At 70.1% G+C, this 15,640-nt stretch carries 13 protein-coding genes and 2 tRNA genes; 6 read left to right on the forward strand and 9 right to left on the reverse strand.

Annotated features, from left to right (window positions below; all coding sequences use genetic code 11):
• Positions 1-182: 182 nt before the first annotated feature.
• Both hisN and VN520_RS01045 read left to right on the forward strand, forming a co-directional pair.
• Positions 183-983, forward strand: a complete 801-nt coding sequence (gene hisN, locus VN520_RS01040; RefSeq protein ID WP_325744898.1) for a histidinol-phosphatase — start codon at positions 183-185, stop codon at positions 981-983.
• A gap of 126 nt (positions 984-1,109) precedes the next feature.
• Positions 1,110-1,511: a cyclic nucleotide-binding/CBS domain-containing protein gene (locus VN520_RS01045; RefSeq protein ID WP_325744899.1), complete on the forward strand. Its 402-nt coding sequence runs from the start codon at positions 1,110-1,112 to the stop codon at positions 1,509-1,511.
• A 105-nt stretch (positions 1,512-1,616) separates the two neighbouring features.
• On the opposite strand, the gene VN520_RS01050 is transcribed toward VN520_RS01045, so the two are convergent.
• On the reverse strand, positions 1,617-3,071 hold the full coding sequence (locus VN520_RS01050) for a catalase (protein ID WP_325744900.1): 1,455 nt from the start codon (positions 3,069-3,071) through the stop codon (positions 1,617-1,619).
• A gap of 176 nt (positions 3,072-3,247) precedes the next feature.
• Between VN520_RS01050 and VN520_RS01055 the strand changes: the two genes are divergently transcribed.
• The gene (locus VN520_RS01055; protein ID WP_325744901.1) at positions 3,248-3,667 is read left to right on the forward strand and encodes a Fur family transcriptional regulator; all 420 of its coding nucleotides are present in this window, start codon (positions 3,248-3,250) and stop codon (positions 3,665-3,667) included.
• Positions 3,668-3,886: 219 nt separating this feature from the next.
• Here VN520_RS01055 and VN520_RS01060 read toward each other — a convergent pair.
• From VN520_RS01060 to VN520_RS01075, 4 genes are all read right to left on the reverse strand, one after another.
• A tRNA-Met gene (locus VN520_RS01060) sits at positions 3,887-3,960 on the reverse strand.
• Between the two features lie 93 nt (positions 3,961-4,053).
• A complete protein-coding gene (locus tag VN520_RS01065) occupies positions 4,054-6,120 on the reverse strand; it encodes a tetratricopeptide repeat protein (protein WP_325744902.1) in 2,067 nt (688 codons plus the stop codon).
• Positions 6,121-6,332: 212 nt separating this feature from the next.
• Positions 6,333-6,406: transfer RNA gene (locus VN520_RS01070), tRNA-Met, on the reverse strand.
• A gap of 42 nt (positions 6,407-6,448) precedes the next feature.
• Entirely contained in the window at positions 6,449-9,364 is a 2,916-nt protein-coding gene (locus VN520_RS01075; RefSeq protein ID WP_325744933.1) for a UPF0182 family protein, read from the reverse strand.
• A 127-nt stretch (positions 9,365-9,491) separates the two neighbouring features.
• Here VN520_RS01075 and VN520_RS01080 point away from each other — a divergent pair, with 127 nt between their 5' ends.
• Positions 9,492-10,061, forward strand: coding sequence for a PPA1309 family protein (locus VN520_RS01080; protein ID WP_325744903.1), 570 nt, complete (start codon positions 9,492-9,494; stop codon positions 10,059-10,061).
• Positions 10,062-10,082: 21 nt separating this feature from the next.
• Here VN520_RS01080 and VN520_RS01085 read toward each other — a convergent pair whose 3' ends face one another.
• From VN520_RS01085 to VN520_RS01100, 4 genes are all read right to left on the reverse strand, one after another.
• Positions 10,083-11,189 (reverse strand): YlbL family protein, encoded by a 1,107-nt coding sequence (locus VN520_RS01085; protein ID WP_325744904.1) that lies wholly within the window; start codon positions 11,187-11,189, stop codon positions 10,083-10,085.
• Between the two features lie 165 nt (positions 11,190-11,354).
• Complete coding sequence (locus VN520_RS01090; protein WP_325744905.1) at positions 11,355-11,525, reverse strand: hypothetical protein; 171 nt, start codon at positions 11,523-11,525, stop codon at positions 11,355-11,357.
• A 127-nt stretch (positions 11,526-11,652) separates the two neighbouring features.
• Positions 11,653-12,114 (reverse strand): molybdenum cofactor biosynthesis protein MoaE, encoded by a 462-nt coding sequence (locus tag VN520_RS01095; protein ID WP_325744906.1) that lies wholly within the window; start codon positions 12,112-12,114, stop codon positions 11,653-11,655.
• A gap of 109 nt (positions 12,115-12,223) precedes the next feature.
• The gene (locus tag VN520_RS01100) at positions 12,224-13,366 is read right to left on the reverse strand and encodes an SDR family oxidoreductase (RefSeq protein WP_325744907.1); all 1,143 of its coding nucleotides are present in this window, start codon (positions 13,364-13,366) and stop codon (positions 12,224-12,226) included.
• Between the two features lie 191 nt (positions 13,367-13,557).
• On the opposite strand from VN520_RS01100, the gene VN520_RS01105 reads away from it, so the two are divergent.
• On the forward strand, positions 13,558-15,018 hold the full coding sequence (locus VN520_RS01105) for a zinc-dependent metalloprotease (protein ID WP_325744908.1): 1,461 nt from the start codon (positions 13,558-13,560) through the stop codon (positions 15,016-15,018).
• Complete coding sequence (locus VN520_RS01110) at positions 15,015-15,560, forward strand: NUDIX hydrolase (RefSeq protein WP_325744909.1); 546 nt, start codon at positions 15,015-15,017, stop codon at positions 15,558-15,560. The genes VN520_RS01105 and VN520_RS01110 overlap by 4 nt, the downstream gene beginning before the upstream one ends.
• Positions 15,561-15,640 lie beyond the last annotated feature (80 nt).

The following is a 15,640-nucleotide window of genomic DNA, read 5'->3' on the forward strand; positions in this document are numbered from 1 at the left end:
GCGGGGAGCGCCGGGTGCACGGAGTCCGACGCGGCTTCTCGCGCCGAGGGCACCGCCGCCTCCCGCCCCGGGAGCCCGCGCATCAGCGTCGACGCGGCCGGGGCGCTGTCAAGGGCCAGCGCATCGCGGGCGCCGCCCGGGTCCGTGTAGCCCGGTCGGGTGGCTGTGGATACTGTGACGGCATGCCCGATTACCACGATGATCTGCGCCTGGCCCACGTACTGGCGGACGCTGCCGACGCGGCGACGATGGACCGGTTCAAGGCTCTGGACCTCAAGGTCGAGACCAAGCCGGACATGACTCCGGTGAGCGAGGCCGACAAACACGCGGAGGAGCTGATCCGGGGGCATCTGCACCGGGCCCGTCCGCGCGACGCGATCCTGGGTGAGGAGTACGGGATCGAGGGCAGCGGACCACGGCGCTGGGTCGTCGACCCGATCGACGGCACCAAGAACTACGTACGGGGCGTCCCCGTCTGGGCGACGCTGATCTCCCTGATGGAGGCGGGCGAGGACGGCTTCCAGCCGGTGGTGGGCGTGGTGTCCGCCCCCGCGCTGAACCGCCGCTGGTGGGCGGCGAAGGGCGCCGGTGCCTTCTCCGGCCGCAGCCTGACCTCCGCGACGCGGCTGCACGTGTCGAAGGTCGAGAGGATCGCGGACTCCTCGTTCGCGTACGCCTCGATGACCGGCTGGGAGGAACAGGGCCGGCTCGACGGCTTCATGGAGCTGACACGGGCCTGCTGGCGCACCCGGGGCTACGGGGACTTCTGGCCGTACATGATGGTCGCCGAGGGGTCGGTGGACATCTGTGCGGAGCCGGAGCTCTCCCTGTGGGACATGGCGGCGAACGCGATCATCGTCCAGGAGGCGGGCGGACGGTTCACCAGCCTGGACGGGGTCTCCGGTCCGGGCGGAGGCAACGCGGCGGCGTCCAACGGGCTGCTGCACCACGAACTGCTCGGTTACCTCAACCGGCGTCACTAGGCGGCGTCCGCCCTCTTGTTGAGGCCCCCTGCGGGTGCGACTCTGGGAGCCCCCCACTTGTGAACTTGTGAACCGGCTCACGAAGGCCGCTCCACAGCTCACGTCCCGAAGGAGGCGGCTCCCCAGATGCTTGTCCGCGACGCCATGAGCACCCTGGTCCTCACCATCGGCCCTGCCCATACGCTCCGTCAGGCGGCCCGGCTGATGTCGGCCCGACGTGTCGGAGCAGCTGTCGTCCACGACCCGGACACCTGCGGGCTCGGCATCCTCACCGAGCGCGACATCCTCGACGCGATCGGCTCCGGGCTGGATCCCGACACCGAGACCGCGTCCGCCCACACGACCACCGACGTGGTCTTCGCCACTCCGGTATGGACCCTCGCGGAAGCCGCGGAAGCCATGGCGCACGGCGGCTTCCGGCATCTGATCGTGCTGGACGGTGACGGCCCCGTGGGTGTCGTCTCGGTGCGCGACCTCATCAGGTGCTGGATACCGGCCGGAAGGCGTGCCGCCGGCCTGGTCGCCTGACTCCCCTGCCCCTCCGAGCCGCGGGCGCCTTCCGGCCCTGCCGACGCCGGTGGGCCGGACCCCCCGGAAAACCCGGGGGGTCCGGCCCACCGCCGACGACAAGGGCTACTGGCCGCGCAGGGCCTGGACCGCGACCTCCAGCCGCTTGCCGAAGTCTCCGTCGGCCTGACGGAAGTTGTTGACCGCGCGGTCGGCGATGTCGTCGCGCGAGACCTTGGAGATGAATCCGGCGAGGTTGTCGACCAGCCGGACCTTCTCGTCCTCGGACATGAGCCGGTAGAGGTTGCCGGCCTGCACGAAGTCGTTGTCCTCGGCGTGGACGGGCGCCTCGTGGTTGCCCGTTCCGCCCGTGACGGGGACGGGCTGCCAGAGCGGCCGGTTCGTCTGGACGGGACCGCCGAAGCTGTTGGGCTCGTAGTTCTTCGACCCCTTGTGCCGGCCGTCGTACAGATAGCCGTCACGGCTGTTGGTGCGCGCCTCGGTGGCGTGCGGGCGGTTCACCGGCAGGTGGTCGGCGTTGATGCCGACGCGGTAGCGGTGGGCGTCGCCGTACGCGAAGAGGCGGCCCTGGAGCATCTTGTCGGGGGACGGGCCGATACCGGGCACGAAGTGCGCCGGGCTGAAGATCGACTGCTCGACCTCGGCGAAGACGTTCTCCGGGTTGCGGTTGAGCTCCAGCTTGCCGATCTCGATCGGCGGGTAGTCCGCGTGGGGCCACACCTTGGTCAGGTCGAACGGGTTGAAGCGGTAGGTGGCCGCCTCTGCCGCCGGCATGATCTGGACCTGCACCGTCCAGGACGGGAAGTCACCGCGCTCGATGGACTCGCGCAGGTCGCGCTGATGACTGTCCGGGTCGACGCCGGAGAGGCGGACGGCCTCCTCGGTGGTGAGGTTCTTGATGCCCTGGTCGGTCTTGAAGTGGTACTTGACCCAGAAGACCTCGCCGGCCTCGTTGTTCCACTGGAAGGTGTGCGAGCCGAAGCCGTCCATGTGGCGGTACGAGGCGGGAATGCCGCGGTCACCGAAGAGCCAGGTCACCTGGTGCGTGGACTCGGGGGACAGCCCCCAGAAGTCCCAGACGTTGTCCGCCTCCTGCGACCCGGTGTACGGGTCGCGCTTCTGGGTGTGGATGAAGTCGGGGAACTTGATGGCGTCCCTGATGAAGAACACCGGGGTGTTGTTGCCGACGAGGTCGTAGTTGCCCTCTTCGGTGTAGAACTTCAGCGCCCAGCCACGGGGGTCCCTTGCCGCGTCCGCCGAGCCGAGGTTGCCCGCCACGGTGGAGAAGCGCAGGAAGGTCTCGGTCTGCTTGCCGACCTCCGAGAGGAACTTCGCCCGGGTCCACTGCGAGACGTCCCGGGTCAGCGTGAAGGTGCCGTACGCACCGGCGCCACGGGCGTGCACGACGCGCTCCGGGATGCGCTCGCGGTTGAAGTGCGCGAGCTTCTCGAGAAGCGCCTGGTCCTGGACGAGAACCGGTCCACCCGGGCCAGCGGTCTCGCTGTTCTGATTGTCGGCAACCGGAGCGCCGGCCTCCGTGGTGAGCGGTCCCTGAGTCACGCGCGCCTCCTGCGTCATGTCCTGCACAGCGTTCTTCCCTGTGCAGACCGTCTTCGGCCGCAGCCTGTCCTTGGCCGATATGTCAACGATCCTACAATAGACTTCGTCTAAGTCAATGCGGCATCCAAAGTCACACCTACTCGGAACTTGCCCCTTCCACTGCTAGGCTGGGCCTCATGAGTGACCTCTTGGAACGACTTCGTGGACGCGGCTGGCGTATGACGGCACAGCGGCGCGTGGTGGCCGAGGTTCTCGAGGGGGACCATGTGCACCTGACGGCGGACGAGGTCCACGCGAGGGCCGTCGAGCGGCTGCCCGAGATCTCCCGCGCCACCGTGTACAACACCCTCGGCGAGATGGTCTCCCTCGGAGAGGTCATCGAGGTCTCCACCGACCGCCGGGCGAAGCGGTACGACCCGAACGCCCACCGCCCCCACCACCACCTGGTGTGCGGGCGCTGCGGAGCGATCCGTGACGTGCACCCGGCCGGCAATCCGCTGGCGGACCTGCCGGACGCCGAGCGCTTCGGCTTCACGGTCTCGGACGTCGAGGTGACCTACCGCGGCACCTGCCCGAACTGCGTCGCCACGGCCTGACGGGGCGGGCAGCCCCGCACCGGGCTTTCCGTTCCGGCCGTTCCGCACCGGCCGTTCCGCACCGGGCTTTCCGCGCCGGGCTTCCCGCGCCGGGCGGCGTCCGCACGGCGCGGACTTCCACGTGCCACGGATGGCCGGCCTTGTACGGGCGAGCACTCTTTGCGCGGGCATACGTCAGAGGCCCGGATCCTTTGAAGGATCCGGGCCTCTGACTTTCAGTAGCGGGGACAGGATTTGAACCTGCGACCTCTGGGTTATGAGCCCAGCGAGCTACCGAGCTGCTCCACCCCGCGTCGTTGTGAGTGCAACACTACGGCACCCCCACCGACCTGAGCAAATTCATTCGCCGGCCACCCCCGCGCAGCCGTGGACCGGCAGGCCCGTCATCACGCGGTGAGCTCCTGCTGCAACGCCTCCAGCAGACGTGCGGCCCGCTCGGCCACCTCCGCCGGCCCCAGCTCGACCGCCCTGGCGCACCAGCGCTGCCCCTCGGTGAGCTCACCACGGCGGGCGGCGAGGAGGGCGAGACGCAGAGCGGCCCGGCCGTGCCCGTCGTTGGCGGCACGGCTCCACCACAGCGCCGCCTCACGCTCGCTGCCCTCACGGGCGAGCAGCAGGCCGAGGTTGAAGGCCCCGTTGCGGCTGCCCGATTCCGCCGCCTCGCGGTACCAGCGCGCAGCGCCGGCCATGTCACCACGGGCGGCAGCGAGCATCCCGGCCCTGACCTGGGCACGGCGGTGGCCCTGCTCGGCCGCCCTCTCGTACCACTCCTCGCATTCCGTCCTCTCCGGCATCGGCTCCCCCAGCGTCGGCGGTCCCGGTGCCGGCTGGCGCAGGTCGAGGAGTCCCGCCAGCCGGAAGGCGGCCTCGGCGCTGCCGCCGCCCGCGGCGCAGCGCAGGTGGCGCTCGGCCTCGTGCTCCTTGCCGTCCTGGAGCAGAGCCATGCCCACCTGGAGTGCGGCGTCGGTGTGCCCGGCGGCCGCCGCCCGCTGGTACCAGCCGAGCGCCGCGCCTCCCTCGTCCCGTCCGGCGTACAGAATTCCGAGATTGAAGGCGGCGTCCACGCTGCCCGCCTCCGCCGCCTTGGAGAACCAGGGTTCGGCCCCGGTCGCGTCCCCTGCCTGGAGCAGCAGCACGGCCAGCGCGTTCGCCGCCTCGCGGTGCCCTGCGTAAGCGGCGCGGCGGTACCACTGCTCGGCCTGCGGTATCCGGTCCTGGGCGGCGCAGAGCAGGCCGAGGTTGTACGCCCCGTTGACGTCACCCGCGTCCATGGCGGCCCGGTACCAGCGCTCGGCGGTCTGCTGCTCACCCCTGGCCGCGTGCAGTGCGCCCAGCGCGTTGGCCGCGTTGCCGTCGCCGTCCTGGGCGGCACGCAGCCACCACACGGCGGCGCTCTCCTCGTCACCCGCGTCGCGCAGCAGGAAACCGAGGGCGCAGGCGGCCCGGGGCTCGCCGTCCTTGGCGGCGGTGAGATACCAGCGGCCGGCCTCCTTCAGCTCGCCGCGCTGTTCGAGGATGGCGCCGAGGTGCAGTGCGGCACGGCGGTGACCGCGCGCCGCGGCCTGGCGGTACCACTGCTCGGCCTCGCCGACCCGTCCGGAGTCCGGGCCCGCGACGGGACTGTCCCGCTTCACGGGCGTACCGGCATCCAGCCCCCGGCGGCCGTCACCCACGACACGGCCCAGGCCGAAGGCGTCATGCGCGTCGCCGACGGCGGTGCGCTCGATCATCCGCGCCAGGCGGTACGCCGCCTCCCGGTGCCCCTGCTCCGCGGCGGCGCGCAGCCAGCGCTCGGCGCCGGCGTCACCGCGGTGCTCCAGCAGGTCGGCCAGTGCGTACGCGCCCAGCGCGTGGCCCTGCTCGGCGGACTGGCGCAGCCAGTACTCGGCTCCGGGCTCGTCCCCGCGCTCCCGGAAGTGCCGCCCGAGGGCATGGGCCGCGGCGGCGGAGCCGGCGACAGCGGCGATACGCCACCACCCGGCCGCCTCATCCGCGTATCCCCTCTGGTGGAGGAGCACACCGAGATTGTTGGCCGCGGCCCGGTCGCCCTCCGCGGTGGCCGCGCGCAGATAGGTCTCCGCACCGTCCAGGTCACCGCGTCGCAGCAGGAGAGCGCCCAGGACGCTCATCGATGCCGTGTCACCGGCTTCTGCGGCACGCCGGTGCCGCGCCTCGGTCTCGTCCGCGTGGTCGGCGGTGTCCGTGGTGTCGGTGGTGTCGGTGCTCTCGTCGGCATCCGCGCCTTCAGTGGCGCCGGCGCGTTCGATGAGGCCGGTCGTGCCGGCGATGTCCGCGGTGAGGACGGCGGCCGCGCGGGCGCCGTCGGCGGTGTCAGCGGTCCCGGCCAGGGCAGCGGCGAATGCCGTATCTGCCGCATTTTCCGTCGTCCGGCCGCGTCGCTGCACAAACCGCCCTGTCTCCAACAGAGTTGCCCTGTCCCCCATAAATACCATCGTCGCACCACCTGTAACCCGCGTACACCTGGTATACCGCGGCCAGTGAGGTCACTTCAGCGTTTTATCGACATGCCCACAGAGAGACAAGTGAAACACGACCGAGTCCAACTCGTGCCCCGTGAACCACACTTCACTCCGACAACTTGAGAAAAGGCCTCACGGCACGACGAAGGCCCGGATCCCTTGGGATCCGGGCCTTCGTCTTTCAGTAGCGGGGACAGGATTTGAACCTGCGACCTCTGGGTTATGAGCCCAGCGAGCTACCGAGCTGCTCCACCCCGCGTCGTTGTGTTCAAACAGTACCACGACGCGGGGTGGAGATTTCTCAGCTGCCCTGGTCGCCGCCGCCCTCCGGCTTTTCGGCGCCTTCGGCGCCCCCGGGCTCGGGCTGCGCCGCCGCGGCCCTCCGAAGGGCGTCCTCCAGAGCCGTCTGGGCCTTGCCGTAGGCCTCCCAGTCCTGCTCCTTGAGAGCCGTCTCGCCCGCCGTGTACGCCTTCTGGGCATCGGCGATGGCCTGCTTCAGAGCAGCCTCCCCGGTGGCCGGAGGTTTCGTCGGCTCCCCCGGCTCGGTCGGCTCCGCCGGCGGAGTGGTCGTATCGGACTCCTCGACCCCGAAGACCGCGTTGAGTGCCTCACCGAGGCTGTTCTCGAAGACGATCTTCGACCCGTACGAGGCGGCCACCTTGCGCAGCAGCGGATAGTTCTGCGTGCCACCGCGCGTGTAGACCGGTTCGATGTAGAGGAAACCTCCGTCGAGCGGCACGGTCAGCAGATTGCCGTACTCGATGTCCGAGTCGGTGCCCTTGAGGTTCCTCACGAACTCGGCGACGTCGTCGTTGCCGTTGAGCTCGCTCTGCACCTGGCCGGGGCCCTTCACGGTGGTGGTGACTCTCAACAGCCTTATCGTGCCGTAGTCCTTGCTGGCCGCGTCCGCGTCGACCGCCATGAACGCCCCGAGGTCGGGCCGCCCTCTCGGTGTGAACGTCGTGGTCAGCGAGAACTTCTGGGCGTCCTGGCCCGGCATCTTCATGCTCAGGTAGTACGGCGGGACGGCCCCGGGTTCCTTGTTGGTCGGGTCGTCCGGCACCTGCCAGGCGTCACTGCCGCTGTAGAACTGGGCGGGGTCCTCGACGTGGTAGCGCGTGAGCAGCTCCCGCTGGACCTTGAACAGATCCTGCGGGTAACGCAGGTGGTCCATCAGGTCCTGCGGGATGTCACCGCGTGACTTCACCGTCCCGGGGAACGCCTTGCGCCACGTCTTGAGCACCGGGTCCTCGGTGTCCCACTCGTAGAGGGTGACCTTGCCGGTGTACGCGTCGACGGTGGCCTTCACCGAGTTGCGGATGTAGTTGACCTGGTTCTGCTGGGCGACGACCGCACGCTGGTTGGTGGTCAGCGAGTCGGCCGTGGTGGAGCCGAGCGTCGTACGCGAGGCGTACGGATAGCCGTTGGTCGTGGTGTAGGCGTCCACGACCCACTGGATGCGCTTGCCCACCACCGCCGGATAGGCGTCGCCGTCGATCGTCAGCCAGGGAGCGACCGCCTCCACACGCTCCTTGGGCGTCCGGTTGTACAGGATGCGCGAACCGTCTCCGATGGCTCCGGAGTACAGGATCTGCGGCTCGCTGAAGGACACCGCGTAGGCGGCGCGGTTGAAGGCGTTGGAGAGACTGACCCCGCTCCTGCCCTTGTAACTGGTGGTCTTCTCGCCGTCCTCCTCGTAGTCGAGCTCCTTCTGGGGCCCGCCGACGATGGAGTACTGCTCGGTCTTCTCACCGTAGTAGATCCGCTGCTCGTACTCCCCCAGCTCGCCGGTGGTCGGCAGGCCCGACTCCGTGAAGTCCGGGGAACCCGCCGGGTTGGTGCCCGTCGTGGTGCCGCGGGCCGCGATGGCGCCGTAGCCGTGGGTGTACGTGAAGTGGTCGTTGATCCAGTTCCGCTTGGGGAGACCGCCGAGGTTGAGCTCGCGCAGGCCGATGACGGTGTCCTGCTCCTTGCCGTCCTCACCCTTGTAGCGGTCGACGTCCAGCGTCTTGGGGAACTGGTAGTAGTTCCTCTTCTGCTGGAGCTGCTGGAAGGCCGGCGAGACGACGTTCGGGTCCATCACCCGGTAGCTCGCCGCTTCGCCCGCGGAGGCGCGGAGCTTGGCCTCGTCCGTCGTCGTGCCCTTGCCGGAGTAGTCGTCCACCTGCGCGTCGTCGATATCGTAGGCATCACGTGTCGCGTCGATGTTCTTCCGGATGAACGGCGCTTCCTTGGCCTGTTCGTTGGGCTGGACCTGGAACTTCTGCACGATCGCCGGGTAGAGCCCGCCGATCAGGACCGCCGAGAGGACCATCAGGCCGAAGCCGATCACCGGCAGCTGCCAGGTGCGCCGCCAGAGGGTCGCGAAGAAGAGCAGCGCACAGATCACGGCGATGCAGAACAGGATCGTCTTCGCCGGCAGATAGGCGTTGGCGTCGACGTACCGCAGGCCCGTCCAGTTGTCCGTGGCCTTGAAGTCACTGGACTTCACGGCCAGGCCGTACCGGTCGAGCCAGTACGCCACGGCCTTCAGCGCGACGAAGACGCCGAGCAGCACGGAGAGATGGCCCGTGGCCGCACCCGTGGCCCGCGCGCCGGGACTCGTGATGCGCAGCCCGCCGTAGAGGTAGTGGGTCAGCGCCGCCGCGATCAGCGACAGCACCACCGCGGCGAAGCCGAACCCGAGCATGAAGCGGTACCACGGCAGGTCGAAGGCGAAGAAGGCGACGTCCAGCTTGAACTGGGGGTCCTTCTGCCCGAACGGCACACCGTTGACGTACAGCAGCCATGTACGCCACTGGCCGGACGCGGAGGCGCCGGCGATCAGCCCGACGAGGGCGGTGACCGCGAGCAGCACCCACTTCTTGTACGGGGCGACGCTCATCCGGTAGCGGTCCAGGCTCTGCTGCTCCAGCGACATCGCGCTCAGCGGCGGCCGGAGCCGGTGCGCGAGCCAGATGTTCACACCGATGGCGAGGGCCATCAGCAGTCCGAAGACGAGGAACAGTCCGATCTTGGTCCACAGAGTGGTGGTGAAGACAGACGAAAAAGCGACCGACCTGTACCAGAGCCAGTCCGTCCAGAACCCGGCGAACATGACGAAGGCCATGGCGAGAACCGCCAGGACACCCAATGTCATGAGCAGGGTACGGACGCGCCGGGACGGGCGGCCGACTCTGATCCGTGGCCCGGTCGGGCCTCCGCCGCGGTCCGGCATCTGGAAAGCCAACGTGCGCACCTCGAAGTTCGCGGTCGTGTGAAGCAGGCCCAGCGATCGTAGAGCCCACCTATGCAACTTACTGAGGCTTTACCTAGTTCCCGTTCCCGGGGCACAAGGAGGCAGGATGTTGTCCATGCCCAATGTTTCCCCCTCAGGCCCTCCGATGGCCGCCAGCCCGCTCACCGTCGCCGTCCTCGAGATCGACGCCTATGCCTCAGGTCTCGGCTGGGACCAGCCGGCCCGGCTGTTCGCCCTGGTCGACACGGCCCGGCTGCGCGCCCACGAGCCGGGGCTCGCCGCCCAGCTCGGCCTCGACGACACCGCTTCCACGACCGCCGCCCTCACCCCTGTCGAGCAGGAGGAGCTCCCCGAAGGCACCGCCCTGGACGAATTCCTGGCCACGATCGCCTGGCCCGACGCCGTGGTCGGCTGCGCCATGACCGTGGAGCGCATGATGCTGCCGCCTTCCGCGGAGGCGTCCGTACCGGACGGGCTGACGGACGCCCAGCTGACCGAGTGGGTCGCCGGGCACCCTGACCGGCAGGAGGTGCGGATGACCGTGGCGGTGCTGCGGGACGGGGCCCGGGAATCCGCCGTGCGACTGCGGGAGAAGGATTCCCCGACCGAGGTCCTGACCGGCGCGGGGCTGGTCCCGGGCCTGGCCGAGGCTCTCGCGGCCACCTTCGAGTCCTGACCTCTGCGGCGGGGGCCGGCCTCAGCCCGTCGAGCAGCTCGGCAGGCCGGCCGTGTCCCCCGCGCGGATCTTCTCCAGGGACTTCTTGGCGTCGTGGAGCGTCTTCACCCTCACCAGGGTGAGGCCGCTCGGGGTGTCGGACGCCGCGGCGGCGCAGTTGTCGTCCGGGGTCAGGAAGTACCGGGCGCCCGCGTCGCGCGCGCCCACCAGTTTCATGCTGATCCCGCCGATGGGGCCGACCTCGCCCCCGTCGTCGATGGTGCCGGTGCCGGCGACGAACTCGCCGCCCGTGAGCTTTCCGGGCGTCAGCTTGTCGATGATGCCCAGGGAGAACATCAGACCGGCGCTCGGGCCCCCCACGTCGGCCAGCTTGATGTCGATCTCGAACGGGAACGTGTGGTCCGTCCCGGCCTGGATCCCGACGATCGCCCGGTCCTCCGAGGGGTTCGCGGGGTCCTCGGGGGCCTTTCGCGTGGTGAGGGTGATGTCGTGTGCGCCCTTGGGCTCCTTGCCCGCCTTCTCGGCGGCGGCCGCGGCCTTGGCCGGGATGACCGTGAAGACGACGTCCTCGCCCGGCTCGTGCTCCGTGACGAGCTTCGCGACGTCCGCCGGCTTCTCGACCGCCGTGCCGTCGACGGCCTCGATCACATCGCCCGCGTGCAGCACGCCCTCGGCGGCGCCGTCCTTGACGACCGTGGAGACCACCACCCGGGAGGTGACGGGGATCTTCAGCTCCTCCAGGGCGGCGACCTTGGCGCTCTCCTGGGACTGACTGAACTCCTCGGCGTTCTCCTGCGTCGACTCCTCCTCGGTCTTGCCGTCCGGGTAGAGGGTGTCGTGGGGCACGATCACGCTGTCGTGGGCCAGCCAGCCGTAGACGGCCTCGACGATGTTCATGTCGTAGTCCGCGCCGGTGACGCGAACCGTCGTCATGTTGAGGTTCCCGGAGGTCGGATACGTCTTGTGCCCGCTGATGTGCAGAACCGGCTCGCCACGTGCGTCGCCGAGCGTGTTCACGGTCGGACCGGGAGACATCTCCGAATACGGCACGCGAATCAGCACGCCTGCGCAGAGCAGCGCGATCAGGATGAGGGTGGAGGCGAGCATCGTCGCGGTGCGGCGTGGCATGGAACGACAGTACGGGAACGGCCTGTCAGTGCACCGTCGGGGCCGGTCCGTACGGGGCGCACGGCCGGGCGGGCCGGAGGCCCGGGGCACCGCGGTTCGCTCGCTGCGCGGACTGCGCCTGCGGGAAGCGGGGCGGAGCGGGCGACTGCGTACGGTCGCGGAGTCTCAGGCGGCCTCGGAACCGGAGTGCGACTTCTCCATCACTTCACGGAACCTGGCGTAACCGGCGAGTTCGTTGACATCGCCGCTGGTCCGGTTGCGGGCTGCCCACCCGCCCCATATCGCTGCGCCAAGAGCAGCTATGAGTGGAATCAACAGCCAAGCGAGTGCTGCCATCACGACCTCCCTACCCCGTGAGCGACCGCAATTGACGATCAGAAGATTAACCACCTGCAGAACCAACGCTCACGGCAGGGGTGCGGTTACGCAAATCGGGGCTGATGCCCCCCGGGGCGGTTTGCGCTCAGCAGGCGCCGACCCACTCCTCCGTGCCGTCGGAGAAACGCTGGTGCTTCCAGATCGGGACCTCGTGCTTGAGGTCGTCGATCAGCTTGCGGCAGGCGTCGAAGGCCTCACCCCGATGGGCGCAGGACACGGCGACCACCACCGCCAGATCGCCGACGTCCAGTTCACCCACCCGGTGGACGGCGGCCAGGGCCCGCACCGGGAACTCCGCCACCACCTTCTCGGCCACTCGGCGGAGCTCGTCGCCCGCCGTCGGGTGACAGGAGTATCCGAGGGAGCCGACGTCCTGGCCGTCGTCATGATTGCGCACCGTGCCGACGAAGAGCGCCGTGCCGCCGGCCGCGTCGTCCCCGACGGCGCGGAAGATCTCGTCGACGGAGAGCGGTGTGTCACGGATGTCCAGAAGCCGGATGGGGTCCTGGGCGGTCTGCTCGCCGGGGTGGTCGTGGGTACGTGCCATGGGGCCATCGTGCCGCACGGCACCGACATCCCGGAATAGCCCTTTCGACCGGTGGCGTGCCTGCCCGCTTGGAGTCTCCTACCAGGCGGGGAGAGCGGGCACCGTCCGCCTAGAACCGACGGCGGGCCTTGCGGGCCCGCCGGACCAGCGCCGCGGTGCCGAGCAGCGCGACCGTGGCCCCCGCCGCACCGGCTGCGGTCGCGTCCTTGCGGCCGAGCCGCCGGCCGGCGACCGTGTGGCGCCCCTCCACCTCTTCCAGGAGCGCTGCCAGGACCTCTTCGTTGGTCCACCGGGGACGCCATCCCGCGTCGTGGAGCCGGCTCACGCTGACCACCCAGGGGTGCATGGTGTAGGCGAGATCGCCGACCGGTGACGGAGTGAGACCGATCCGGTGCAGCCGGGCCGCGGCGCCGAGAGCGACGGCGGACGGGAGCTCCATGCGCCGCACTCCGGACAGCTCCTCCACCTCCTCCTGTTCGAGCCAGCCGTCACAGCCGACCGCGAACTCGCCCTCGATCTTTTCGAGGGCCGCGTACTCCAGGGCGCTCACCAGGTCGTCGACGTGGCAGAACTGCCAGGCCGGGCGCGAACCGGCGACGACCAGGAGCCTGGGGGACTCGAAGTACCGGGTGAGCGCCGTGTCCGTGCCGCCGACCAGAACCGTGGGGCGCACCACCGTGACGTTGAGGCCGGGGTGGGCGCGAGGGGCGCGGCGGCCGAGCCTTTCGATCTCCAGCAGGTCGCCGACGCCGGTGGCCTCCGCCGTGGCGCGCAGTTCCGCGTCCTCGGCGAGCGGGATGTCGTTGTCGGGCAGAGCGCCGTAGACCATCGCCGAGGTGCACAGCACCACCCGGTGGACGCCCACGGCCGCCGCCGCCGTCAGCACGGTCTGGGTACCGCGCACGTTGTACGCGGTACGGGCGGCGGGGTCGGTCTCCAGGTCGAGGTCGAGCGCCATGTGCACGACGACGTCCGCGCCACGCAGTTTCTCGGCGATGGCGGGGTCCCGGACGTCCAGGATGTGCCAGGTCGCCTCGGAGACGTCCCCCCGGCGCTCGTCGATGGCGATGACCTGCTTGACCTCCTCGGATGCGGCGAGGTGGGCGGTGAGCAGTTCACCGACGCCGCTCGCGGCACCGGTGACCGCGACGACGGGGCCGCGGCTTCGGGAAAGATTTTTCGTGGGCTTGCTTTCGGGCGAGGGGTCGGCCAGGTTTCGCGCTGCGCGAACCTGCGGATCTGGGGAACTCACCGGGCGTCTCCAGCGGTTGTCTTCAGTACGTACCCGAATGACGTGTGCGTACCAGGTGGCGTCCATCCTGCCGCAGGCCCGGAGCCGGCGGAGCACTGAGGCCCCGAGCGGTCTTCGGTGTCTACGCTGGATGGTGATGTCGGGCAGTCGCCGTCGGTTCGAGCCGGCGGCCCTACGAGCCGAGGAAACCCGTGAGTGACACCCCATTCGGATTCGGCCTTCCGCCGGAGGAGCCGGAAGACGGCGACGAAGGCAAGAAGAAGGACCCCACCGGTGGTGGGCAGGGCCCGGGCGGGCCGGCGAACCCGTTCGGCTTCGGGCCCGGCGCGGGCGGGGACAACCCGTTCGCCGCGATGTTCGGCTCGATGAACCCGAACGACCTGGGCGCCGCCTTCCAGCAGCTCGGCCAGATGCTGAGCTACGAGGGCGGTCCGGTCAACTGGGACATGGCCAAGCAGATCGCCCGCCAGACGGTGTCGCAGGGCACCACGGACGGCAGCAAGGACGCGAGCGTCGGCCCCGCGGAGCGGTCCTCCGTCGACGAGGCGCTGCGTCTCGCCGACCTCTGGCTGGACGGCGTGACCTCGCTGCCCTCGGGTTCCGTCTCGACGGTCGCGTGGAGCCGTGCCGAATGGGTCGAGGCGTCGCTGCCGGCCTGGCAGCAGCTGGTCGACCCGGTGGCCGAGCGCGTCGGCCTGGCCATGGGCGATGTCCTGCCGGAGGAGATGCAGGCCATGGCCGGCCCGTTGATCGGCATGATGCGGTCCATGGGCGGTGCCATGTTCGGCCAGCAGATCGGGCAGGCCGTGGGCGTGCTCGCCGGCGAGGTCGTGGGCTCGACCGACATCGGCCTCCCGCTGGCGCCGGCCGGCAAGGCCGCGCTCCTTCCGCTGAACGTCGAGCGGTTCGGCAAGGACCTGAGCGTGCCGCAGGACGAGGTGCGGCTGTATCTGGCGCTGCGCGAGGCGGCCCACCAGCGGCTCTTCGCCCACGTTCCGTGGCTGCGCTCGCATCTGTTCGGCGCGGTGGAGGCCTACGCCCGCGGTATCAAGGTCGACACCAGCAAGCTGGAGGACGTCGTCGGGCAGTTCGACCCCTCGCAGCCCGAGCAGTTGCAGGACGCTCTTCAGCAGGGCATGTTCCAGCCGGAGGACACCCCGGAGCAGAAGGCGTCGCTGGCCCGGCTGGAGACCGCCCTCGCCCTCGTCGAGGGCTGGGTGGACGCGGTGGTGCATGAGGCCGCGAAGTCCCGGCTGACCTCGGCGGACGCACTGCGGGAGACGATGCGCAGGCGCCGGGCCTCCGGTGGTCCCGCCGAGCAGACCTTCGCCACGCTGATCGGGCTCCAGCTGCGGCCGCGCAGGCTGCGGGACGCTTCGCGGCTGTGGGCGTCGCTCACGGACGCCCGGGGCGTCGACGGCCGTGACGGCCTGTGGGAGCACCCTGACATGCTGCCGACGGCCCAGGACCTGGACGACCCGGACGGTTTCGTCCATCACGAGCAGCTGGACTTCTCCGAGCTGGACAAGATGCTCGGCGAAGCCGCGAGGGGCCCGCAGAAGCCTGCCGCCGAAGACCAGGGCGAGGACCAGGGCAAGGGCGGGCCCGGGGACGGCCCGAAGAGCGACGACGAGGACGACACCGGCCGGTGAGCCTGCACGACGACGCCGTTTCGGTCCTCGACGGCTACGACGGGGGTGACGCTCAGCAGGCCGAGCTGCGCCTGGCATATCTGGACCACCTCGCCGGACACCCCGACGGCATGTGGAAGGCGTGCGGAGCCGGGCATCTGACGGCCAGCGCGCTGGTGATCGACCCGCAGCGCGGCCGGGTCCTGCTGACGCTGCACAAGAAGCTGCGGATGTGGCTGCAGATGGGCGGGCACTGCGAGCCCCAGGACACCACCCTCGCGGCGGCTGCCCTGCGCGAGGCCACGGAGGAGTCGGGGATCGCCGGGCTCACCCTGCTGCCCGGCGGGCCGGTGCGGCTGGACCGGCATCCCATCCCGGCGCCCTGTCACCGGCACCTCGATGTGCAGTACGCGGCGACGGCGTCGCCCGGGGCGGTGGAGCAGATCAGCGACGAGTCCCTCGATCTGCGCTGGTTCCCGTACGACGAGGTGACGGGGGTGGCGGACGCCTCGGTCGAGCGGCTGCTGGAGGACACCCGCGCACGGCTGGGCCAAGGCCGCTAGGGCCGCGGCAGGCGACGTCCGCCCCGTCACCGGACGCCGGTGAGGGGGCGGTTCGGTGAGGGGCGGTTTCCGCGGGAAAC

It is taken from the genome of Streptomyces sp. (genome assembly GCF_035563135.1).
GTDB lineage: Bacteria > Actinomycetota > Actinomycetes > Streptomycetales > Streptomycetaceae > Streptomyces.